The sequence below is a fragment of the Streptomyces sp. NPDC043896 genome (assembly GCF_056435605.1).
The window spans coordinates 13,417-34,423 of the sequence record NZ_JBWKEE010000043.1 but is presented as its reverse complement, the minus strand read 5'-3'; the positions used below and the strand labels follow the sequence as shown (position 1 = coordinate 34,423).

General features: G+C 74.8%; 18 protein-coding genes and 1 other RNA gene. 6 read left to right on the top strand and 13 right to left on the bottom strand.

Features of this window, described 5'->3' with window-relative positions:
- Positions 1-129: 129 nt before the first annotated feature.
- Positions 130-930 (bottom strand): peroxide stress protein YaaA, encoded by an 801-nt coding sequence (yaaA, locus tag AC069X_RS36470; RefSeq protein WP_478735750.1) that lies wholly within the window; start codon positions 928-930, stop codon positions 130-132.
- 137 nt (positions 931-1,067) lie between these two features.
- Between yaaA and AC069X_RS36465 the strand changes: the two genes are divergently transcribed.
- Together AC069X_RS36465 and AC069X_RS36460 are read left to right on the top strand one after the other, a co-directional pair.
- Positions 1,068-2,510, top strand: a complete 1,443-nt coding sequence (locus AC069X_RS36465; RefSeq protein WP_478735748.1) for an RNB domain-containing ribonuclease — start codon at positions 1,068-1,070, stop codon at positions 2,508-2,510.
- Between the two features lie 112 nt (positions 2,511-2,622).
- On the top strand, positions 2,623-3,582 hold the full coding sequence (locus AC069X_RS36460; RefSeq protein ID WP_478735746.1) for a helix-turn-helix domain-containing protein: 960 nt from the start codon (positions 2,623-2,625) through the stop codon (positions 3,580-3,582).
- Between the two features lie 136 nt (positions 3,583-3,718).
- Here the strand turns inward: AC069X_RS36460 and AC069X_RS36455 are convergent, their stop codons facing one another.
- On the bottom strand, positions 3,719-4,540 hold the full coding sequence (locus AC069X_RS36455; protein WP_478735744.1) for a hypothetical protein: 822 nt from the start codon (positions 4,538-4,540) through the stop codon (positions 3,719-3,721).
- A complete protein-coding gene (locus AC069X_RS36450) occupies positions 4,537-5,271 on the bottom strand; it encodes a MerR family transcriptional regulator (protein WP_478735742.1) in 735 nt (244 codons plus the stop codon). Before AC069X_RS36450 ends, AC069X_RS36455 begins: the two co-directional genes overlap by 4 nt.
- A gap of 77 nt (positions 5,272-5,348) precedes the next feature.
- On the opposite strand from AC069X_RS36450, the gene rnpB reads away from it, so the two are divergent.
- Positions 5,349-5,751, top strand: an RNA gene (rnpB, locus tag AC069X_RS36445) — RNase P RNA component class A.
- A 72-nt stretch (positions 5,752-5,823) separates the two neighbouring features.
- Here the strand turns inward: rnpB and AC069X_RS36440 are convergent.
- The 4 genes from AC069X_RS36440 to AC069X_RS36425 all read right to left on the bottom strand — a co-directional run bounded on the left by AC069X_RS36440 (position 5,824) and on the right by AC069X_RS36425 (position 9,712).
- Positions 5,824-6,549 carry a DUF4352 domain-containing protein gene (locus tag AC069X_RS36440; protein WP_478735740.1) on the bottom strand — a complete coding sequence of 242 codons (726 nt, stop codon included), beginning with the start codon at positions 6,547-6,549 and terminating at the stop codon, positions 5,824-5,826.
- 135 nt (positions 6,550-6,684) lie between these two features.
- Positions 6,685-8,112 (bottom strand): bifunctional RNase H/acid phosphatase, encoded by a 1,428-nt coding sequence (locus AC069X_RS36435; protein ID WP_478735739.1) that lies wholly within the window; start codon positions 8,110-8,112, stop codon positions 6,685-6,687.
- Positions 8,112-8,807, bottom strand: coding sequence for a zinc ribbon domain-containing protein (locus AC069X_RS36430; RefSeq protein WP_478735754.1), 696 nt, complete (start codon positions 8,805-8,807; stop codon positions 8,112-8,114). Before AC069X_RS36430 ends, AC069X_RS36435 begins: the two co-directional genes overlap by 1 nt.
- A gap of 44 nt (positions 8,808-8,851) precedes the next feature.
- Entirely contained in the window at positions 8,852-9,712 is an 861-nt protein-coding gene (locus AC069X_RS36425) for a Nif3-like dinuclear metal center hexameric protein (RefSeq protein WP_478735737.1), read from the bottom strand.
- A 176-nt stretch (positions 9,713-9,888) separates the two neighbouring features.
- Here AC069X_RS36425 and AC069X_RS36420 point away from each other — a divergent pair, with 176 nt between their 5' ends.
- The gene (locus AC069X_RS36420) at positions 9,889-11,112 is read left to right on the top strand and encodes a hypothetical protein (RefSeq protein WP_478735735.1); all 1,224 of its coding nucleotides are present in this window, start codon (positions 9,889-9,891) and stop codon (positions 11,110-11,112) included.
- A 68-nt stretch (positions 11,113-11,180) separates the two neighbouring features.
- On the opposite strand, the gene AC069X_RS36415 is transcribed toward AC069X_RS36420, so the two are convergent.
- From AC069X_RS36415 to AC069X_RS36405, 3 genes are read right to left on the bottom strand one after another with little or no spacing between them, the layout of a single operon-like run.
- On the bottom strand, positions 11,181-12,122 hold the full coding sequence (locus AC069X_RS36415; RefSeq protein WP_478735733.1) for a 3-oxoacyl-ACP reductase: 942 nt from the start codon (positions 12,120-12,122) through the stop codon (positions 11,181-11,183).
- A 37-nt stretch (positions 12,123-12,159) separates the two neighbouring features.
- Positions 12,160-13,236 (bottom strand): Zn-dependent alcohol dehydrogenase, encoded by a 1,077-nt coding sequence (locus AC069X_RS36410; RefSeq protein ID WP_478735731.1) that lies wholly within the window; start codon positions 13,234-13,236, stop codon positions 12,160-12,162.
- Between the two features lie 21 nt (positions 13,237-13,257).
- Entirely contained in the window at positions 13,258-14,130 is an 873-nt protein-coding gene (locus tag AC069X_RS36405) for a MaoC/PaaZ C-terminal domain-containing protein (RefSeq protein ID WP_478735729.1), read from the bottom strand.
- Between the two features lie 248 nt (positions 14,131-14,378).
- Between AC069X_RS36405 and AC069X_RS36400 the strand changes: the two genes are divergently transcribed.
- Complete coding sequence (locus AC069X_RS36400; protein WP_478735752.1) at positions 14,379-14,738, top strand: DNA-binding response regulator; 360 nt, start codon at positions 14,379-14,381, stop codon at positions 14,736-14,738.
- 138 nt (positions 14,739-14,876) lie between these two features.
- Here AC069X_RS36400 and AC069X_RS36395 read toward each other — a convergent pair whose 3' ends face one another.
- Positions 14,877-16,181 (bottom strand): cytochrome P450 family protein, encoded by a 1,305-nt coding sequence (locus tag AC069X_RS36395; protein WP_478735727.1) that lies wholly within the window; start codon positions 16,179-16,181, stop codon positions 14,877-14,879.
- Between the two features lie 185 nt (positions 16,182-16,366).
- Between AC069X_RS36395 and AC069X_RS36390 the strand changes: the two genes are divergently transcribed.
- Positions 16,367-17,515 (top strand): amidohydrolase family protein, encoded by a 1,149-nt coding sequence (locus AC069X_RS36390; protein WP_478735725.1) that lies wholly within the window; start codon positions 16,367-16,369, stop codon positions 17,513-17,515.
- A gap of 60 nt (positions 17,516-17,575) precedes the next feature.
- On the opposite strand, the gene AC069X_RS36385 is transcribed toward AC069X_RS36390, so the two are convergent.
- The gene (locus AC069X_RS36385; protein ID WP_478735723.1) at positions 17,576-18,760 is read right to left on the bottom strand and encodes a thiolase C-terminal domain-containing protein; all 1,185 of its coding nucleotides are present in this window, start codon (positions 18,758-18,760) and stop codon (positions 17,576-17,578) included.
- 12 nt (positions 18,761-18,772) lie between these two features.
- Entirely contained in the window at positions 18,773-20,938 is a 2,166-nt protein-coding gene (locus AC069X_RS36380; protein WP_478735722.1) for an acyl-CoA dehydrogenase family protein, read from the bottom strand.
- Between the last annotated feature and the right edge of the window lie 69 nt (positions 20,939-21,007).

The following is a 21,007-nucleotide window of genomic DNA, read 5'->3' as shown; positions in this document are numbered from 1 at the left end:
CTGCTTGTCTCTTCCCTCCCCCCCCCCCCCCCCCTCCCCCCCCCCTCCCCCCCTCCCCCCCCCCCCCCCCCCCCCCCCCCCCCCCACACCCGCTCCGCGCGAGAAACCATCCGCCCCGCGCGAGCGGGATCAGTGGATCTGCGTGACCACCACGTCGAGGGACCAGGCCTTCGCCGGCTTCGCGGGGGCCTCGGCCTCCACCACGTAGCCCAGGTCCCGCAGGGCCGTCACCAGCTCCGCCGGAGACGCCGGCGCGGCCCCGGCCAGCAGCAGGTCGCGTACCAGGCGGCCCTTGGTGGCCTTGTTGAAGTGGCTCACCACCGACCGCTTCTCCACCCCGTCCACCATCTGCGCGTGCAGCACCCGCACCGTGGCCGTGCGCCCCGCCGGCTCCCCCTTCGGCTTCCACGCGGACGCGTACGCCGACGAGCGCAGGTCCAGCACCAGCCCGTCCCCGGCCGCCTCCGGCATCACCTCCGCCATCGGCGTGCGCCAGTACGCGCCGAGCGCGCCCAGCCCCGGCAGCTTGACCCCCATCGAGCAGCGGTACGAGGGGATGCGGTCCGTCACCCGCACCGCGCCCCACAGCCCCGAGAACACCAGCAGGCTCCGCTCGGCCGCCTCCCGCGCGGGCGCCGGCAGCCCCGCCAGGTCAAGGGCGTCGTAGAGCACACCGGTGTAGATCTCCCCGGCCGGGCGGGCCGGCGCCGACAGCAGTCCGGCGTTCTTGGCGACCTCCCCGCGCAGGCCCTCGCTCAGCCCGAGCACCTCGCGCGCCTTCGGCTCGTCCCCCTCGCACAGCCCGACGAGTTCCTCCAGGACCGCCGCCCGCGCCGGGGCGAGACCCGGCAGCGACAGGGACGCGGGGTCGAGCGGTGCGCCGGAGCCGCCGGCGGCCTTTCCCTCGGAGGGCGGCAGCAGCACGAGCACGGTGGTTCTCCTTCATACGACGCGGCGCAGGGGATGCGGCCCCCGAGCCAGGGTAGACGGCCCGGGCGGCCGTCACGGCAGCCGTCACGGCAGCCGCGGCCCGCGCGGATCCGCCGGACTCGGCCTACGCTCGGTCCATGCCACGCCGTCACATGCACATGGCCGGAGCGGACGGGGCGGCCCTGCGCGCCGCGCTGGGCGGCCTGCGGACCCGGCTGGGCGTGCCCGCCGCCTTCCCGGCCGGGGTGCTCGCCGAGGCAGAGCGGGCGGCCGCCGCTCCCCGGCTGCCGTCCGAGGACCTGACCGGCCTCCCCTTCCTCACCATCGACCCGCCCGCCTCGGTGGACCTCGACCAGGCCATGCACCTGGCGCGACGCCCCTCCGGCGGCTACCGCGTGCACTACGCCATCGCGGACGTCGCCGCCTTCGTCAGCCCCGGCGGCGCCCTCGACACCGAGGCCCACCGCCGGGTGACCACCCTCTACTTCCCCGACGGGAAGGTGCCCCTGCACCCGCCGCTGCTCTCCGAGGACGCGGCCAGCCTGCTGCCGGACCGGACCCGGCCGGCCCTCGTGTGGCGGCTGGACCTCGACTCCGACGGCCGGGTCGAGACCACCGAGGTCCGCCGGGCCCTGGTCCGCAGCCGGGCCAAACTCGACTACGACGGCGTCCAGAAGGCCATCGACACGGGCACCGCCGAGCCCTCCCTGGCCCTGCTGAAGGACATCGGAACCCTGCGCGAGGCACTGGAGGCCGAACGCGGCGGGGTCTCCCTGAACGTCCCCGAACAGGAGGTCGTCGAGCACGACGGCTCGTACAGCCTGGCCTACCGGGCGCCGCTGCCGGCCGACGGCTGGAACGCCCAGATCTCCCTGATGACCGGCATGGCGGCCGCCGACCTGATGCTGGCCTCCGGCACCGGAATCCTGCGCACCCTCCCCGCCGCCCCCGACGGCGCGGTCGGACGGCTGCGCCGGGCCGCGAAGGCCCTGCGGATCGACTGGCCCCACCACGTGCCGTACGCGGCACTGGTCCGCTCCCTCGACCCGCACCTCCCCGCGCACGCCGCCTTCCTCCAGGAGTGCACGGCCCTGCTCCGCGGGGCCGGCTACACGGTCTTCACCGGCGGCCACACCCCCGACCCCGTGGTGCACGCGGCGGTCGCGGCCCCGTACGCCCACTGCACCGCCCCGCTGCGGCGGCTCGCCGACCGGTACGCGGGCGAGCTGTGCGTGGCGGCGGTGGCGGGCGCGGAGCCTCCGGCCTGGGCCGTCGAGGCGCTGGAGGAGCTCCCGCACGTGATGGCGGAGGGCACCCGGCTGGCCAACGCGGTGGAGCGGGAGTGCGTGGACCTGGTGGAGGCGGCCCTGCTGAAGGACCGCGTCGGGGAGACCTTCGAGGCGACGGTCATCGACGTGAAGGAACAGGAGCCGCAGGTCGGGACCGTCCACCTGGAGGAACCGGCCGTGGTGGGCCGCGTCGAGTCCCCGGAGGAGCGGCTGCCGCTCGGGGAGCGGATCCGGGTCCGGCTGACCCGGGCCGACCCGGGCACCGCGAAGGTCCTCTTCGCCCCGGCGTAGGCCGTCCCGTACGGGCCGCTCCCGGGTATGGCCCCCTGGTGGCGGGCTCTGCCATCATCTGCGCACCCCGCGGCACCACCGGCCGCGCGAGCCGCCCCGGGAGGGACCGGAGTTGGGTGCCGCAGACCTGTCCCGAGGGCCTTCCCCCGCCGGAGCCCCGCCGTCCGGAACACCCCGGACACCCGGAACACCGAGAACATCCGGAACGCCCGTACCGGCGGCGCGCCGGCCCGCCGCCCTGCTGCGCCCGCACATCGTCAACTACACCGGCTTCGACACCCGGTTCGCCGCGCCCCGGCGGCGCCTGGAGCTGCCCACCGGCTTCGTCACCCTCGTCTTCACCTTCGAGGAGGGCCTGTGGGTGAGCCGGGGCGGCGGACTCGCCGGCGCCCGGCTGCGGCCCGCCGCAGCCTCCCGGGCCCTGATCGGCGGCCCCCGCACGGGGCCCGTGATCGGGGTGCACGCGGGCGCGGTGCACGGGCTGGAGGTGAACATGAGCCCGCTCGGTGCGTACCGGCTGTTCGGGGTGCCGATGGCGCACTTCGGGGAGGCCCCGGTGGACCTGGCCGAAGTGCTCGGGCCGGACGGCCGGGACCTGGCCGGGCGGCTGCGGGAACTGGACGGCTGGGGCGCCCGCTTCGCGCTGCTCGACTCCGTCTTCGCCGCCCGCCTGGACGGGGGCCCGGCCGGCGCCCCCGAGGTGCGCGGCGCGCTGGCCCGGCTGTGGACCGACACCGGGCCGGGCGCCCCGGCCCGGGCCGGGGCCGAGGCCGGCTGGAGCGCGCGCCGGCTGCGGGCCCGGTTCCGGGAGGAGGTGGGGCTGCCGCCGAAGGCCGTGGCGCGGCTCTTCCGGCTCCAGCACGCGCTGCGCCGCCTCGCGGCCGGGACGGCCCCGGCGGAGGTGGCGGCCGCCTGCGGCTACCACGACCAGGCGCACCTGGGCCGGGAGGTGAAGGCCATGACGGGGCTGCCGCCCGCCCGGTTCGCGGTGCTGCGCGGGGGCCTGCCGCCGGGCTCGGCGCTGGACCGGATGCCGGGCCGCGTCACGAGCGTGCTGCTCCCGCCGCCCTGACGGCCGCCGGGGTCGCGTTCGCCCGGGCCGCGTGCGCCGGGGGCCGTTTTCTACAAGACAGGACCCCGCCGGCTTGTCACGCTCGGCGTACGACTCCTCCTCCCCCCGGAGGGTCCCCACGCAGTGCGGCAGCCCGTCACGGGGGTGCGGGTTGCCGCAGTGCGGTCACCAGCGCGCGGGGGTCGTCGGCGTGGAAGCGGATCGTGCGGGCCCGGGCGCGGGCGCCGAGCGGCCGGCGGAAGTCCAGGGGCCGGTTCAGCTCCAGGGTGACGGTCGTCTGGCTGCCCACGATGAGGTCGAGCACCCCGTCCCCGGCCGCGTCCTCGGACAGCCGGACCAGCCGGCCCTCGGGGTAGCGGCGGTCCACCCGGGCCGAGGCCACCGCGTCCGGCGGGACGGTGAGGTCGAACAGGGCCCCGTAGCGGATCCGCAGCGACCCGTCGGCCAGCAGCACGTGCGGCCGGGTCACGCAGGCGGCGTGCATCGCGAGCACCAGCAGCACCCCGTAGACGTCGAGCACCAGGACCACGCGGTGCACGGCGGGCCAGGGGATGAGCACGGCCAGCCCGACGGTCTCGATCACCGACACGAAGAGGAATCCGTACATCATGGCCGTCTGCGGTCCGGTGTACGCGGCGGCCAGGTCGCCGGGGCCCACGCCGTGCTCGCGGCGCACGATCCACCGGCCGAGGGAGGCGGTGGCCCGCAGCTCGTGCAGCAGCAGCCGCAGGACCGGCTCGGGCACGACGGCCCGTACGGCCCGCCGCCAGGAGCCGGTGCTCCGCCGCAGCGAGCAGAGCACCCAGGCCTCCAGCACCAGCACCCCGAGCACCAGTGCCTCGGCGGCGGCCGTCGCCCACCCGGGCGGACGCACCCCGGCGGCGAGGCACAGGACGAGGAGCAGTTCGCCGGGTATGACGGAGCAGGCGGCGATCCTGGCGGCGCGTACGGCGCTCATCGCCGCCCCCTGCCGACGAAGGCCCGCATGACCAGCCGTACGACTTCGGCCTGCGCGGGGGCGTACTCGGCGAGCAGCGCCTCCTCGAAGCCGGCGACGACCGGCCCGCCGGACGGGATCGCGTCGAAGACCGCGTCCGGGACGGCGGCCACCAGGGCCTCGGCGAGCGGCCCGATCCGGGGGTCGTCGGCGGGGGCGTCGGCCAGTTCGTCCAGCCGCTCGTACAGGGCGAGCACGGCGGGGTCGGAGGCCAGCGGGCCGAGCAGGGCGTAGACCTCCTCGCCCGCGTGGCCGGTGGCGTCGAGGAGGGTGAGGTGCTCGCGGTCCTTCGCGGCGGCCGGCGAGTCCGTCGCCGGGGCCCGCGCCAGCAGCGCGGCCAGCGCCGGGGAGACGGGCTCGCCGTCCCCGGGCCCGGCCGCGAGCAGCACGGCGAGCCGCCGCCGGCGCTCGGCCAGTTCGGCCTCCTGCCGGGCGAGGTCGGCGTCCAGCTCGTGGAGCACGTCGGCCGGCTCGCGCCCCGCGTCGTCCGCGAGGACGTCCCGTACCTCGTCGAGGGTCAGCCCGAGCTCGGTGAGGCGGCGCACGCGGGCGAGCAGCACGGCGTCGCGCACGGTGTAGGCCCGGTATCCGTTGGGTCGCCGCTCCGGTTCCGGGAGCAGCCCGACATGGTGGTAGTGCCGGATCGCCCGGGTGGTGAGCCCGACGAGCGCGGCGATCTCTCCGATCCGCATGCCCCTCAGTAGAAACCCTGCCGCTGCGTCAAGGTCAAGCCGCCTCGGACAGCCGGTAGCATGGTCGGCACGACAGACGAGTCGGCCGGGCGGCCGCGTCGGGGTCCCCGGATCCCGCCGAGGAACGTCCGGGCTCCACAGGGCAGGGTGGTGGGTAACGCCCACCCGGGGTGACCCGCGGGACAGTGCCACAGAAAACAGACCGCCGGGGGCTTCGGCCCCCGGTAAGGGTGAAACGGTGGTGTAAGAGACCACCAGCGCCTGAGGTGACTCAGGCGGCTAGGTAAACCCCACCTGGAGCAAGGTCAAGAGGATCCGTCCCCGGACGGGTCTGCGCGAACGCTTGAGGGCTGCCCGCCCGATGTTCGCGGGTAGACCGCACGAGGCCGGCGGCAACGCCGGTCCTAGATGGATGGCCGTCTCCCCGGCGACCGCGAGGTCTCCGGGTGACAGAACCCGGCGTACAGGCCGGCTCGTCTGCCGTTCTCTCTCCCCCCGAGCCGGGGCCCCCGGCCGGGACCCGCCGGAGCGGGCCCTGCCGGAGCCGCGCGGCTACTTCACCGCGGCGGTGTAGGTCTTGCCGACGAAGCCGTTCCGGAAGGTCACCGTCTTCGCGGTGATCCTGCCCTTGACCGTGATGGTCCCGGTGGCCTTCTCGCCCTTGGCCAGCTTGACGGTGTCGATCTGGTCCTCGGCCGCGGCCAGATCGATCTGCTTGCGCGTGCCGTCCTCGGCCGTCACCTCGAAGTAGAAGACGTTGACGTCGACCTGCTTGGCGGAGTTGTTGACGATGGTCACCTGCACGGAAGTGTAGTCGGTGCCCTGGGCCAGGACGCTGGGCTTGAACGGCGCCGCCGAGGCGGTCAGCACGACGTCGGAGTTCTTGTCGGGCGCCGGGGCCGGCGCCTCGGCGGAGTTCATCGGGGCGGCCACCTCCGGTGCGCCGGAGGGGGCCGGGGAGGCGCCGGGGGTGGCGGGCGCCAGGGTGAACCCGTTGTCCTTCTTCCCGGCTTCCTTGGCCGCGCCCATGACGACCGTGCCGCAGCCGTAGAGGACCAGGGACAGCAGGATCAGGCCGCCGCAGCCGAACCCGATGACCTTGCCGGCGTTGCTCTTCTTCGGCGGCGGCGGGGCCGGCGCCCACTGCTGCGGGGGCTGCTGGGGCTGGCCGTAGCCGTAACCGGGGCCGGGCTGCTGCGGCTGGCCGTAGCCGTAACCGGGGCCGGGCTGCTGCGGGTAGCCGTAACCGGGGCCGGGCTGCTGCGGGGGCGTGGACATCGGACATCTCCTGACATGGGCACGATCGTCAAACGGCGCCCAGCTTAAACAGGAAGTCAAGACTTGCCACGGGACGTCACGAAAATGAGACGCCCCCGCCGCGCGGGCGGGGGACGTCCACGGACCCGCGGTACGTCAACGCAGGTGCGAGGTGTCGTTCAGGAGCCGCACCGAGGCGTTGCCGTCGGCGTAGTAGGCGACCGCCGACAGGGACGCGGCGGACAGCTCCATCCGGAACAGGGACTCCGGCGGGGCGCCCAGCGCGAGCCGGACCAGCGTCTTGACCGGCGTCACGTGCGTGACCAGCAGGACCGTGCGGCCCGCGTGCGCGGCCAGCAGCCGGTCGCGCGCCGCCGACACCCGGCGGGTGACGGCGGCGAAGCTCTCGCCGCCGCCCGTCGGAGCCGCCCTCGGGGAGTCCAGCCACGCCTGGAGGTCGTCGGGGAAGCGCTCCCGCACCTCGGCGAAGGTCAGCCCCTCCCAGGCGCCGAAGTCCGTTTCGCGCAGCCCCTCTTCGACCGCCACGGGGAGCCCGAGACGGTCCGCCACGGCCTGCGCGGTCTCCCGGCAGCGGCGCAGCGGCGAGCTGACGACGGCCTGTACGGTGCCCCGCGCGGCCAGCGCCTCGGCGACTGCGGCGGCCTGGCGGCGGCCGGCCGGGGACAGCTCCGGGTCGGTGCCGCCGCTGCCGGAGAAGCGCTTCTGCGGGGTCAGGGCGGTCTCGCCGTGACGCAGCAGCACGAAGGTGGCGGGCGTGCCCATGTCGGGTCCGCCCCACCCGGTACCGGTGCCGTCGGCCGTGGCGGCGGCCGCGGGGGCCCGGCCGTCGGCGGCCGCGCCGGCGCCGCGGGTACCCGCCGGGGCCGGGACGCGGGCCCGGGTCCCCGTCCCGGTCCCGGTACCGGTCCCGGTACCGGTCCCGTCGAAGAGGGTGCCCGCCTCGGAGCCGGCCGCGCTGCGGGCGGCCCGTACGTCGGCGTCGGCCGCGAGGGTGCCCGCCGCGCCGGCGGAGCCGTCGGCCGCACGGGTCCGCGTACCGCCGCCGGAGGCCAGGGCGGCGCGGACCGCCGCCGCGCCCTTCACCGCGTCGCCGGGGGGCCCGGCCGGGGCGGGGGCCAGGTCGGCCGTGGAGGCCGACGGCTCCCACTGCTTGCCGCGCTTGCCCGCGTCCATCGCCTCGTTGGCGAGCCGGTCCGCGTGCTTGTTCTTCTCGCGCGGGATCCACTCGTACGTGACCTGCCCGCGCGGGAGGATCTTCGCGGCCTCCGCCGCGAGCGGCTTCATGTCCGGGTGCTTGATCTTCCAGCGGCCCGACATCTGCTCCACGACGAGCTTCGAGTCCATCCGGACCCGGACCACCGCGTCCGGCGACAGCTCGCGCGCCGCCTTCAGACCCGCGATCAGGCCCTTGTACTCGGCGACGTTGTTCGTCGCGACACCGATGAACTCGGCGCGCTCGGCCAGGGTCTCACCCGTGGCCGGGTCGAGGACGACCGCCCCGTAGCCGGCGGGACCCGGGTTGCCCCGGGAGCCGCCGTCCGCCTCCACGACGAAACGCGGCATCAGATGCCCGAGTCCGCCGCACGGACCAGGATGCGGCCGCAGTTGTCGTGCCGGACGACCTGGTCGCGGGCCGCGGCCTTGATCTCGTTGATCTCGGCCATGTCGAGCTCCAGCCGGCAGCCCTCGCAGCGGCGCTGGTACAGGCGCGCGGCGCCCACCCCGCCCTGCTTGACGCGGATCTTCTCGTACAGCGCCATCAGGTCCGTCGGCATGGAACCGACGATGACCTCGCGGTCCTTGGTGACCTTCGCGGTCTCGGCGTCGAGCTCGCCGGTGGCGGCGTCACGGCGCGCGGTGGCGTCCGCCAGCTTCGACTCCAGCGCGGAGACGCGCTCCTTCAGCTCGGTGACCCGCTCCTGGGCGCCCTCCAGGCGCTCCATGACCTCCAGGACGACGTCCTCCAGGTCGGCCTGCCGCTTGGCGAGCGAGGCGACCTCGCTCTGCAGGTTCGCCAGGTCCTTGGCCGAGATGCCCGCCCCGGACTCCAGGCGCTGTTGGTCCCGGGCCGCGCGCTGGCGGACCTGGTCGACGTCCTGCTCCGCCTTGGTCTGCTCGCGGGCGGCGTCGCTGGCCTGCGTCTGGGCGGCGACGAGGAGGTCGCGCTGCTGGCTGAGGTCCTTGGTCAGGGAGTCGACCTCGGCGTGCTCGGGCAGCGACTTGCGCTTGTGGGCGAGCTGAGACAGCCGGACGTCCAGGGCCTGGACGTCGAGAAGTCGGATCTGGTCGGCGGGCTCGGCGTTCAGTTGGGGGCTCCAGAGGCACTAGAAGGGGGTGTGACGGACGGCGCGTGCGCCGTCCACGGGTCGGTGACCGTGCGCGAGACGTGGGTCCGCAGACCCCAGCCGTGGCGCTCGGAGATCGCGTCGAGCTGCGCGGCGGCCTGCTCGCACCAAGGCCACTCGGTGGCCCAGTGCGCGGCGTCGACGAGGGCCAGCGGGCTCTGCTCGCGGGCTTCGGACACCGGGTGGTGGCGCAGGTCGGCGGTGAGGAAGGCGTCCACGCCGGCGGCGCGGACCTGCGCGAAGAGGCTGTCGCCGGAGCCGCCGCTGACGGCGACGGTGCGGATCTGCGCGTCCGGGTCGCCGGCGGCGCGGATGCCCTGCGCGGTGCGCGGCAGCCGGGCGGCGGCGCGGGCGGCGAACTCGCGCAGGGTCTCGGGGTGGTCCAGCTCGCAGATCCGGCCCAGGCCCCGGCGGCCCGCCGGGTCGGTGGGGTCGGGCACGAGGGGACCGGTGACGCGCAGGTCGAGGGCGCCGGCCAGGGCGTCGGAGACCCCGGGGTCGGCGGTGTCGGCGTTGGTGTGGGCCACGTGCAGGGCGATGTCGTTCTTGATCAGCGTGTGCACGACACGGCCCTTGAAGGTGCCCGCGGCGACGGTGGTGGTACCGCGCAGATAGAGGGGGTGGTGGGTGACGACCAGGCCGGCACCGAGCTTCACCGCCTCGTCCACGATCTCCTGTACGGGGTCCACGGCGAACAGCACCCGGGTGACCTCGGCATCGGGGTCGCCGCAGACGGTGCCGACGGCGTCCCACTCCTCGGCCCGCGAGGGGGGCCAGAGAGCGTCCAGCGCGGCGATGACTTCAGAGAGACGGGGCACGGGCCAAGGCTACCGTCCGTGGCGACCGGTGGTCCCCTGGCCGGGGCGGCAGCACAACCGCATCCCCCGCCACCGGCGAATCGACGGGCGGCCACCCGTACGTGTGAAGCGGGCTGCGTCGTGTGGTTCGGCTGGAAGTGCGAAAACTAGCTTCCTCTGCGGAGGTGAGGGCCCGGATGACTGTCTGTGCCACCGAGAACACCACGACCACCGCGCTCCCGGACCCCGAGTCCGCCGATGCCCCGGAGGTCCCCGCGGCTCCTGCGGCCCCGGCTGCCGCCCCTGCTCCCGCCCCGGCCGCCCCTGCCGCCCCCGCTCCCGCTCCGGCCCCGGCCCCGGCCCCGGCCCCGGCCCCGGCCCCGGCCCCGGCCCTGACGATCGCGGCCGACGGGGCGTACGCCGCCCGGCTGGCCGGGGTCGGCGAGGCCCGCTATCCGGAGCGCTGGACGCTGGGCGGTCCGGAGCCCTACGCGGTGCCGCTGCCGCTCGCGCAGCCGGAGGAGGCCGACAGCGAGGTGCTGGCGCTGGCCGACGGGCAGGTGCTGATCCACCGCCGCGTCGCCGACCGGCACGCCTTCTCCCTCCTCTACCCCTCGGGCGCCGCCTCCGGCCCCCGCACCGGGGAGTTCCGGCTCGGCTCGGTCGACGCCGAGGAGGGGCTGCGGGTCCGCCTGCTGCCGCCGTCCCCCGACGGGTGCGGGGCCTTCGCCCTGGCGGTGGGGGAAGGGGAGAGCACCGTCTGGCGGGTGGCCGGGGGCTCCGGCGGGCCCGAGCGGGTCGCGGTGGTCCCGGGCCGCTGCTCGGGCGGGGTCTGGCTGGACCGTACGGGCCGGCTGCTGGCGCTGGACCGCGAGGTGGACGGCCGTACCAAGGCCGTCGCCGTGGACCTGGGGCGGGGCGGGGTGGTCAGCCCGCTGCTCCAGATCGCCGAGGACAGCGACGACCGGCTGCTGCTGGCGGCCCCGGACAGCGGGCTGCTGCTGATCCGCTCGGACGCCCCGGGCGAGCCGCGGCTCGGCTGGGGGGTGCTCGGCAGCGAACGCCCCGTCCGCTTCCCGGAGTGCCTGCGGCTGCCGGACGCCCACCCCTTCGCCGTGCAGCCGGGCCAGGTCCTGATGCCGGAGACCTGCGGGGTCGCCCTCCGGGTGGGCGACGGCGGCCTCGCGCTCTGGCGTCCCGCCGACCGGTACGTCTTCCGGCTCGGCGCCCCGGAGGGCTGGCTCGGGAGCGGGCTGTGGACCCCGGAGGGGCGGCTGTGCCTGCCGTACGCCACCCCGGCGGTGCCCTGCGGCGTCGTCAGCCTGAGCCAGCCCGCCGCCCCGCCGCCGCCCGTCCGCGTGGACCCGCCCCCGCCGCCCGCCCCGCGCCCGGTCCCGCTCCAGCAGGCCCCGCTGGGCTGAGACCCGGACGGCACGCGGCGGCGGTGGCCCGGGGGTCCCCTCCCCGGGCCGCCGCCGCGTGCACCCGCTCAGCCGTGCTTGAGGCCGAGGACCTCGGCCGCCGCGAAGGTCTCGTTCGCCGGGCGGGAGTCGTAGTGCGCGGTGAGGAGCCCGTCGAGCTCCTCGAAGGAGAAGGCCTCCTTGGCGGTGTCGAACTTCGCCGCCACCCGGGGGCGTTCCATCACGACGACGATCCCGCCGTGCACGACGAAGAGCTGGCCGTTGGCCTTGGCGGAGGCCGGCGAGGCCAGGTAGCCGACCAGCGGGGAGACGTGCTCGGGGGCGAGGGCGTCGAGCTTGCCCTCCTCCGGGACCTGGAAGCCCGCGAAGACGTCCTCGGTCATCCGGGTGCGGGCGCGCGGGCAGATGGCGTTGGCCGTCACCCCGTACTTGGCCAGGGCCAGGGCGGTCGAGGTGGTCAGGCCCACGATGCCGCCCTTGGCCGCCGCGTAGTTGGGCTGGCCGGCCGAACCGCCGAGGAAGGCCTCGGAGGAGGTGTTGACGATCCGCCCGTACACCGGGCCGCCCGCCGCCTTGGACCGCTCCCGCCAGTGCGCGGCCGCGAAGCGGGTGGTGTTGAAGTGGCCCTTGAGGTGGACCCGGATCACCGAGTCCCACTCGTCCTCGGTCATCGAGAAGACCATCCGGTCCCGCAGGATGCCCGCGTTGTTGACCAGGACGTCGAGCTTGCCGAAGCGGGAGACGGCGAGACCCACCAGCTCCCGCGCCTGCTCGAAGTCGGCCACGTCGCCGAGGTGCGCCACGGCCTGCCCGCCCGCCGCGCGGATCTCCTCGGCCACCTCCTCCGCCGGGGCGGCCGAGGCCTCGCCGGAGCCGTCGCGGCCGCTCTGCCCGTAGTCGTTGACGACCACGCTCGCGCCGAGCCGGGCCAGTTCGAGCGCCTCGGCCCGGCCGAGGCCGCGGCCCGCTCCGGTGACGATGGCGGAGAGCCCCTCAAGTGGGAGTGACATCCGTGGCGTTCCTCTCAGCGGTCGGTGAGCGGCTGGCTCAGAGTTCGATGCAGGTGCGCAGGGCGACGCCGGTGCGCATCTGGTCCAGGGCGTCGTTGATCTCGGCGAGGTGCACCCGGTGGGTGATCAGGTTCTCCAGGTCGATCCGGCCGGCCCGCCACAGCGCGATGGTGCGCTCGTAGGAGCGGAGCACGTCGCCGCCGCCGTACATCGACGGCAGGATCTTCTTCTCGTCGAAGAACAGGGAGAACATGTTGACCTGGAAGTTGTCGTCGAGGGCGCCCGCGCCGACCACGACGACGGAGCCGCCGCGGCGCGTCATCTCGTACGCCTTCTGCGCGGTGGCGGACTTGCCGACCACCTCGAAGACGTAGTCGAAGCCCTCGCCGGCCGTGACGCGGTTCTTGGCGTCGGCGAACTCCTCCGGGGAGACGGCTTCGGTCGCGCCGAAGCGCAGCGCCGCCTCCCGTCGCGAGGCGACCGGGTCGACGGCGATGATCTGCGCCGCGCCCTGGACCTTGGCGCCCTGGATGACGGATATGCCGACGCCGCCGCAGCCGATGACGGCGACCGAGGAGCCGGCCTCGACCTTGGCGGTGTTGATGGCCGCGCCGAGTCCGGTGGTGACCCCGCAGCCGATCAGCGCGGCGATGTCGAAGGGCAGGTCGTCGGGGATCGGAATGGCGCAGGCGGCCGGGACGACCATCTCCTCGGAGAAGGTGCCGGTGCCGGCGAAGCCGAAGACGTCACTGGCCGCCCGCTTGAAGTTGGGGGTGGCGACGTTCCCGAAGGCCTCCAGGCACAGGTGGCCCTGGCCGCGCTTGCAGGCGGGGCAGTGGCCGCACGGCGGCAGCCAGCAGACGAGGACGCGGTCGCCGATCCGGTGCGAGGTGACCCCGTCGCCGACGTCGGTGATCACCCCGGAGCCCTCGTGTCCGGGGATGAAGGGGGCGGGCTGCGGCAGTACGCCGCTCATCGCGGAGAGGTCGGAGTGGCACAGGCCGGTGGCCCTGACACGGATCCTGACCTTGCCGGGGCCGAAGCCCACGGCCTCCATGTCGTCGACGACCTCGAGCTTGTCCTGGCCTATCTCGCTCTGCAGTGCTGCGCGCACGGTGCGGCTCCTTAGTGGGTGCTACGAGTGTTCGACGACGGTGTCGGCGAGGACGGGTGCGTCGTCCCGTTCGGCGGCGGTCACCGAGACCAGTACGCGGCCTTCCTCCTGCCACATCCGGATGCGCAGCGTCTCCCCCGGGAAGACGATCCCGGCGAAGCGCGTGCGGTAGGCGCGGACCCGGGAGACGTCCCCGCCGAGCACGGTGTCGACGACGGCCTTGAGGGTCATCCCGTACGAGCACAGGCCGTGCAGGATCGGCTTGTCGAAGCCGGCGAGCTTGGCGAACTCCGGGTCGGCGTGCAGGGGGTTCCAGTCCCCGGAGAGGCGGTAGAGCAGCGCCTGCTCCTCGCGGATGGCCCGCTCCTCGGTGCGGTCGGGGGCGCGTCCGGGCAGTTCCTCCTTGACGGAGGGGCCGCGTTCACCGCCGAAGCCGCCCTCGCCGCGGACGAAGATCTGCGCGTCGCTGGTCCACAGCGGCCCGTCGGCGTCCGCGACCTCGGTGCGCAGCACGATCACCGCCGCCTTGCCCTTGTCGTAGAGGGCGGCGACCTTGGCGGAGGAGGTGGCGCGGCCCTTGACGGGGATGGGCCGGTGCAGCTCGATGGACTGGCCGCCGTGCAGGACGTCGGCGAGGTTGACCTCGATCCCGGGGGCGGCGAGGCCGCCGAGCATGGCCATCCCGGCTCCGGCGACGGTCGCGAAGCTGGGCAGGACGTGCAGCCGGGACTCCAGGGTGTAGCGGAGCTCGTCGGGGTCGGTGGCGAGGCTCTGCCCGTTGAGCGGGGTGCCGGCTCCGAGGCCGAGGTGGTAGAGCTGGATGTCCTTGTGGTCCCAGCCGATGTCCCCCCGGCGGGGTTCGGCGGCGAGGGCCTTGGCGGCATCGATCGGCATGAGGATGCTGCTCCTTTGGTTCCTTGGAAGACCTCGGCGCGGCCGTCCGCACCGTCGGCCGCACCGAGGTCGTATGCGGGGCCGCCCGCCGGACACGTTCTAGAACGCGTTCTAGCGTCGGCTGAAGGCATGTATAACGCACGCCCCAGCACTTGGGAAGACTCCTGACCTCACGTCAGATCGCCTGCGGCCGAGGCGTGTTGCCCCTCGCGCCGAACCCGGGCCGTTACGCTTCGCCGGTGGACGAAATGCCCGTGACGCACCGGCCCGCGCGCTCCCTGCGCGTCCTGCTGGAGCCGCCGGACCCGGCCCTCGCGGTCCTCCTCGGCCTCCAGCAGGACATCGAGGTGGTGGACTCCCCCACGGCCCGGCCCCAGGTGGCGCTGGTGGCGGAGGTCGCCGGGGTGACGGCCCTGCTGGCCGAGGACCCCGAGTGCCGGGTCCTGGTCACCGCCGGCTCGGCCCACCCCGGCCTGCTGGAGGCGGCCCTGGCGGCGGGCGCGGCGGGACTGGTCCTGCGGGACGGCCCGGTCGAGGACCTGGCGGACAGCCTGCGACGGGCGTCCATGGGCGAAACCGTGGTGGACCCGGCGCTGGCGGGCCCGTAGCCGGATCGCGGGCGCGCGCGTACGGCCCCCCGCCGGTGACGGCGGGGGGCCGTGGGCGCGAGCCGCGCGGGCCGGGCGGAGGGGCTCGGACGGAGGGGCCGGCCGGACGGGCTCAGGCCGAGGGGCGGGCCGGAGGGCTCAGGCCGAGGGCTTCGTCCAGTCGTCGACCGTCCGCGAGGGGTCCAGCGCCACGGGCAGCCGCTCCAGTCCCCGGAACGCGGGGAAGGGCCCCTTCAGCCAGTCGCCGCCCTCCGCGGACGGCAGCGCCAGCACCATGTCGGGAAAACGGTCGAGCAGCGACGTCAGGCAGATCTCCAGCTCCAGGCGGGCCAGCGGCGCGCCCAGGCAGTAGTGCGCCCCGAAACCGAAGCCCAGGTGGGTGCCCTGGAGGCCCTCGCGGGTGATGTCGAGCCTGTCGGGGTCGGGGAACTTCTCCGGGTCGCGGTTCGCGGAGGCGATGGCGATCTGGACGACCGCGCCGCGCGGAATGAGCGTCCCGCCGATTTCCACGTCCTCCAGCGCGTACCGGAAGGTAGAGGTTTCCACCGACCCCTCGAAACGGACCATTTCCTCGATCGCCTGGGGCAGCAGTTCCCGGTTCTCCTGGACCGCCTTCAGCTGCTCCGGATTGGTCAGCAGGCTGTAGACGCAATTGCCGATCTGCAGGGTCGTGGTCTTGTGCCCGGCGAAGAGCAGCACCCAGATCATCGAGACGAGTTCGTCGTCCGTCAGCGGTTCCTCGTCGTGCGGGATTTCCGCCAGCAGGCTCAGGAAGTCGTCGGTGGGGTTCTCGCGGGTGCGGTGGATCAGGTCCGTGAAGTAGTTCCGCAGCCAGTGCTCGGCCTCGACCAGTTCGTGCCTCAGGTCCCTGCTGAACCGGGAGCGGGTCACCTGGGCGAACCACTTCAGCACCTCGACGCGCTCGTCCCCCACGATGCCGAGCAGCTCGCAGATGACCATGACCGGCAGCGGCAGGGCGAAGGCCGCCATCAGGTCGACGGGCTCGTCCGTCGGACACCGGTCCAGCAGGTCGTCGACGAGTTCCTGGATGTGCGGGCGCAGGTCCTTGACGTGGCGCGGGGTGAAGGCGGTCTTGGCGATGTGGCGCAGCCGGGTGTGCCGGGGCGGGTCCGCGAAGAGGAGGTTGTCGTCGAGCGCCTCGCACGCGTCCCCGAAGAGGGCGTGGTAGGTGTCGATGGCCTCGTGCATGTCCTTGCCGATGCGGTGGTCGGCGAAGACCGCGTGGGCGTCCTCGTACCGGGTGATGAGGTACGTGTCCACGCCGTGTCCGGGGGCCAGCCGGGCGATCGGGGCCTGTTCCCGCAGCGAGCGGTAGACCGGATAGGGGCACTGCCGGTATTCCGGCGTGCCCTTGGTCACCGCCGCCACCGCGTCTTCGAGCGCGGGTCCGTCCCCCACTGCCACCGTCGGTTCAGTCGTCACGCGCCCATACCTCTCGGGTAACCCGGAATTGACAGTCGGCTCCTTTCCCTGGGCCGAACGAAGGCAAAACGGCGTTGACCCGTTCGGAGCCGAATCCTCCCCCTCTGGAATGTCCGGGCGGCGGCGGACCGGGCCCGCCCTAAGGTGACAACGGATCCCGGGGCCCGGAGAAAGGGAATGCACACATGCCGGAATACGGTGCGGGCGGATTCACCGCCAGTGGAGCGGCACGCTCCGGCGCGGCGACCGCGGAGGACGACGGCAGCCGGGCGGTGATCGACGTGCACCACCACTTCTGCGCCCCGGCCTGGCGGGAATGGGGAGAGGCGCGCGGGCTGGTGAACCCCCGGGCGCTGCCGCCGTGGGCGTGCTGGGACGCGGAGTCCGCCCTGGCGCTGATGGACCGGGCGGGGATCGCGACCGCCGTGCTCAAGCCGATGCTGCCCGCCCGGTACGAGAGCTCCGCGCAGCTGCGGGAGGCGGTCACGGTGACGCTGCGGGCGGCGGTGGAGGCCGTCGAGGCGCACCCGGGGAGGTTCGCCTTCCACACCCCGCTCTTCCTGGACGACCCGGAGGTCTCCTCCTGGGCGCTGCGCCACGGGCTGGACGAGCTGGGCGCGGTCGGGGTGAACGTCACCGCCAACTACGGCGGGGTCTACCTGGGGGACCCCGTGTACGACGGGATCTTCGCCGAGCTGGACGAGCGGGCCGCGGTGGTGGACACCCACCCGCACAACCTCCCGGCGGGACCGCCGGGACCGCCGACGGGGGCGGCCGGCCGGCCCGGAGCCGGGGGGCCGCCGGGGGGACCGCCGCCCGGGGCCGGGGGCCCGCCCGGGGCCGGGGCTCCGCCGCCGGGGGCCGGGGGGCCGCCCGGGGCCACCGTGCCGGGGCTGCCGAACTTCCTCTGCGACTTCCTCCTCGACACGACCCGCGCCGCCGCCAACATGATCCGCAACCGGACCCTCGACCGCTTCCCGAACCTGTCGGTGGTCCTGCCGCACGGAGGCGGCTTCCTCCCGCACATCGCGACCCGGCTGGAGGCCTTCGCGGGCTCCTTCGACCCGCCCGTCGATCCCGCGGCGGTCCGGGACCACCTGCACCGCTTCTACTACGACACCGCCGGCCCGATGTCCCCGGCCGGCACCCTGCTCGCCACCGTGGATCCCGCCCGGATCCTGTTCGGCAGCGACTGGCCGGCCTGCCCCTCCGACATGGTCGCGGACGTCGCCGTCCCCGCGCTGGCCGCCGACCCGGCGCTGACCCCTGCCCTGCGCCGGGCCGTCAACCGGGAGAACGCGCTGCGCCTGATGCCCCGCCTGGTGCCCGCGTAGGCACCGGGCGCACCGCGGCCGAAGGCGGCCCACGGCGGCCGAAGGCGGCGGCGTGCGGGCCTACCGGCGCAGCATCGTCACCACCGCCGCGCCGCCCAGCCCGATGTTGTGCGCCAGCCCGACCCGGGCGCCGGGGACCTGGCGGGTGCCCGCCTCGCCGCGCAGCTGCCACACCAGTTCCGCCGCCTGCGCGAGCCCTGTCGCCCCGAGCGGGTGGCCCTTGGAGATCAGGCCGCCCGAGGGGTTGACCACCCACCGCCCGCCGTAGGTGGTGGCGCCGCTCTCCGCGAGCTCGCCGGAGGCCCCGTCCGCGCACATGCCGAGCGCCTCGTACGTCAGCAGTTCGTTGACCGAGAAGCAGTCGTGGAGTTCGACGACGTCGACGTCCTCGATGCCGAGCCCCGAGTCCTCGTACACCCGGCGGCCGGCGGCGGCGGTCATCGGCTTGCCGACGACGTCGATGCAGGAGCCGCCGAAGCTGGCGGCGGTGTCCGTGGTCATGGCCTGCGCGACGATCTCGACGGCCTTGCCGTGCAGCCCGTGCGCCACGACGAACCGCTCCGAGACGACGAGGGCGGCCGCGGCGCCGTCGGAGGTGGGCGAGCACTGGAGCTTGGTCAGCGGGTCGTGGATGGTCTTGGCGGCGAGGACCTCCTCGACCGTGTACACGTCCTGGAACTGCGCGTTCGGGTTGTTCGCGGAGTGCCGGTGGTTCTTGGCGCCGACCGCCGCCAGCTGGGCGGGCGTGGTGCCGTACCGCTCCATGTGCTCGCGGGCGGCGTTGCCGAAGATCTGCGCGGTGGGCGGGGACATCTCGAAGCCGTGCGCGGCAGCCATGATCCCGTAGTGGCGGGCCACCGGAGACGTCGTGAAGTCTCCCCCGTCGGCGCCGCCGCCCAGCGCGCCGCGCTTCATCTTCTCGAAGCCGACGGCGAGCACGCAGTCGGCCAGGCCGCCCTGGACGAGCTGCCGCGCCATCATCAGGGCCGTCGAGCCCGTCGCGCAGTTGTTGTTGACGTTGTAGACGGGGACGCCGGTCAGGCCCAGTCCGTACACCGCCCGCTGCCCGGCGGTGGAGGGCTGGAAGCAGTAGCCGGCCGGCACCTGTTCGACGAGCCGGTAGTCCACGCCCGCGTCGGCGAGGGCCGCGCCGCCTGCCTCCTCGACCATGTCCCAGTACTGCCAGTCCCGTGACTCCGGCTTCTCGAATTTCGTCATGCCGACGCCCACGATGTACGACTTCATCTGCGCTGACTCCTAGTCCCTGGGGAGGCCGAGGATCCGCTCGGCGACGACGTTCAGCTGGACCTGTGTGGTGCCCCCGGCGATGGTCAGGCAGCGGGACATGAGCATCCCGTGCACCGCCCGTTCCCCCGCGCCCTCGCGCACCGCGCCGGCCGGGCCGAGCAGTTCGAGGGCCAGTTCGGCGGTCCGCTGCTGGTGGGGGGTCTGCACGAGCTTGCGTACGGACGCCCCCGCGCCCGGCTCCAGCCCGGACACCTGCTGGAGGGTGGTCCGCAGGCCGATGCAGGCGAGGGCGTGCGCCTCGGCGGCGAGGGCGCCGACGCGGGCCCGGTAGGAGGCGTCGAGCCCTGCGGTGCGGGTGATCAGCGCCTCCAGGCCGGTGTCGAAGGTCATCTGGTCGGCCATGTGGACGCGCTCGTTGCCGAGGGTGTTGCGGGCGACCTTCCACCCGCCGTCGGCCTCCCCTACCAGGGCATCGGCCGGGAGGACGGCGTCCTCGAACCAGACCTCGTTGAAGAGCGCCTCGCCGGTGATCTCCTTGAGCGGGCGGATCTCGATGCCGGGGGTGTTCTTCATGTCGACGACGAAGTAGCCGAGTCCCCTGTGCTTGGGTGCGGCGGGATCCGTCCGGGCCAGCAGGATCCCGAAGTCGGCGGTGTGCGCGGAACTCGTCCACACCTTCTGTCCGTTGACCTTCCAGGAGCCGTCGGCGGTCCGTTCGGCCCTGGTCCGCAGGGAGGCCAGGTCGGAGCCGGCGCCCGGCTCCGAGAAGAGCTGGCACCAGGCCGTGTCCCCGCGCAGCGTCGGCAGGACGTGGGCGGCGCGCTGTGTGTCGGTCCCGTAGGCGAGGAGCGAGGGCACGATCCAGGTGGCGATGCCGAGGTCGGCGAGCCTGACCCCGGCCTCCTTCAGCTCCTGCTGGACGACGAGCTGCTCGACGGGCCCGGCGCCGAGCCCGTACGGCGGCGGGAGGTAGGGGGCCGCGTACCCGGTGGGGGCCAGCGCCCGGCGGGCGGCGGCCGGGTCGAGGCCGCGTACGGCTCCGATGGCGGCCCGGGCGGCCGCGCGGTACTGCTCGGCCTCCGGCGGGAGTCCGAGGCGCAGCTCGCGCCGGGCGCCGGCCGCGGCGAGGCCCGCCGCGCGGATGCGGTGGGTGTCGCCGGGGCCGAGGAGCTGGCGGGCGACGAGGGCGCGGCGCAGGTGGAGGTGGGCGTCGTGCTCCCAGGTGAAGCCGATGCCGCCGAGGATCTGGATGCAGTCCTTGGCGCAGGAGTACGCGGCGTCGAGGGCGGTCGCGGCGGCGAGGGCGGCGACGAGGGAGCGTGCGGACGGGGTCTCGGCGGAGGCCCCGGCGGCCCCCGGGGAGCTCCGGTCGGCGGCGTTCGCGGCGTCCCAGGCGAGGGCGCGGGCCTGTTCGAGGCGGACGAGCATGTCGGCGCACAGGTGCTTGACGCCCTGGAAGCGGCCGATGGGGCTGCCGAACTGCTCGCGCGTCCTGGCGTGCTCGGCGGCGGTGTGCACCGCCCAGGCGGCGGTGCCGCAGGCGTCGGCGGCGAAGAGGGCGCAGGCCAGGTCCTGGACGAGGGCGGCGTCCAGATCCAGCAGCCGGCCGGGCGGGACGGCGGCGGCCCGCGCCCGGACCTCGGCGGTGGGGCGGGTGGGGTCGGCGCTCTCGTGCGTGCGGATCTCCAGCGCGGCGGCGTCCACGGCGTACCACCGGGTCCCGCCGTCGCCCTCGGCGGCGAGCAGCACCAGGTCCGCCTCGCCGGCGCCGAGCACGGGCGGCGCGATCCCGTCGAGGCGCCAGCCGCCCCCCTCGGCGGCGACGGCGGTGACTCCCCCCGCCCCCAGGGCCACGGCCCCGACCCGGCCGTCGAGGGGGGCGGCCCCGGCCCGGTCCAGGAGTACGGATGCCAGCGCGCTCGGCAGGAAGGGCCCGGGCAGCGCCGCCCGGGCGGCCTCCTCCACCACGACGGCCAGGTCCAGCAGCGTGCCGCCCTCCAGGTGCGGCGCCAACAGCCCGGATGCGGCCAGGCCGTCCCAGTAGCCGGGCCGCGCCCCCGCCTGGGGCGGGGCGTCGAGCAGCTTGCGCACCTCCTCGGGCGGTACGGCCCGCGCCACCCAGCCGCGGACGGCGTCGGCCAACTCCCGCTGTTCTTGCGTGATTCCGATGCCCATGCGCGGCAGAGTAGAACACGTTCCAATCTGACGGAAGGTCAGACAGGGGTGTTCTTCCGGCTCGCCCCT

Bases quoted from the DNA above. Each gene is read 5' to 3' on its own strand.
- AC069X_RS36465 (WP_478735748.1), top strand. From the start codon at position 1,068: ATGCCACGCCGTCACATGCACATGGCCGGAGCGGACGGGGCGGCCCTG.
- AC069X_RS36455 (WP_478735744.1), bottom strand. From the start codon at position 4,540: ATGAGCGCCGTACGCGCCGCCAGGATCGCCGCCTGCTCCGTCATACCC.
- AC069X_RS36450 (WP_478735742.1), bottom strand. From the start codon at position 5,271: ATGCGGATCGGAGAGATCGCCGCGCTCGTCGGGCTCACCACCCGGGCG.
- AC069X_RS36440 (WP_478735740.1), bottom strand. From the start codon at position 6,549: ATGTCCACGCCCCCGCAGCAGCCCGGCCCCGGTTACGGCTACCCGCAG.
- AC069X_RS36435 (WP_478735739.1), bottom strand. From the start codon at position 8,112: ATGCCGCGTTTCGTCGTGGAGGCGGACGGCGGCTCCCGGGGCAACCCG.
- AC069X_RS36420 (WP_478735735.1), top strand. From the start codon at position 9,889: ATGACTGTCTGTGCCACCGAGAACACCACGACCACCGCGCTCCCGGAC.
- AC069X_RS36415 (WP_478735733.1), bottom strand. From the start codon at position 12,122: ATGTCACTCCCACTTGAGGGGCTCTCCGCCATCGTCACCGGAGCGGGC.
- AC069X_RS36405 (WP_478735729.1), bottom strand. From the start codon at position 14,130: ATGCCGATCGATGCCGCCAAGGCCCTCGCCGCCGAACCCCGCCGGGGG.
- AC069X_RS36400 (WP_478735752.1), top strand. From the start codon at position 14,379: ATGCCCGTGACGCACCGGCCCGCGCGCTCCCTGCGCGTCCTGCTGGAG.
- AC069X_RS36390 (WP_478735725.1), top strand. From the start codon at position 16,367: ATGCCGGAATACGGTGCGGGCGGATTCACCGCCAGTGGAGCGGCACGC.
- AC069X_RS36385 (WP_478735723.1), bottom strand. From the start codon at position 18,760: ATGAAGTCGTACATCGTGGGCGTCGGCATGACGAAATTCGAGAAGCCG.
- AC069X_RS36380 (WP_478735722.1), bottom strand. From the start codon at position 20,938: ATGGGCATCGGAATCACGCAAGAACAGCGGGAGTTGGCCGACGCCGTC.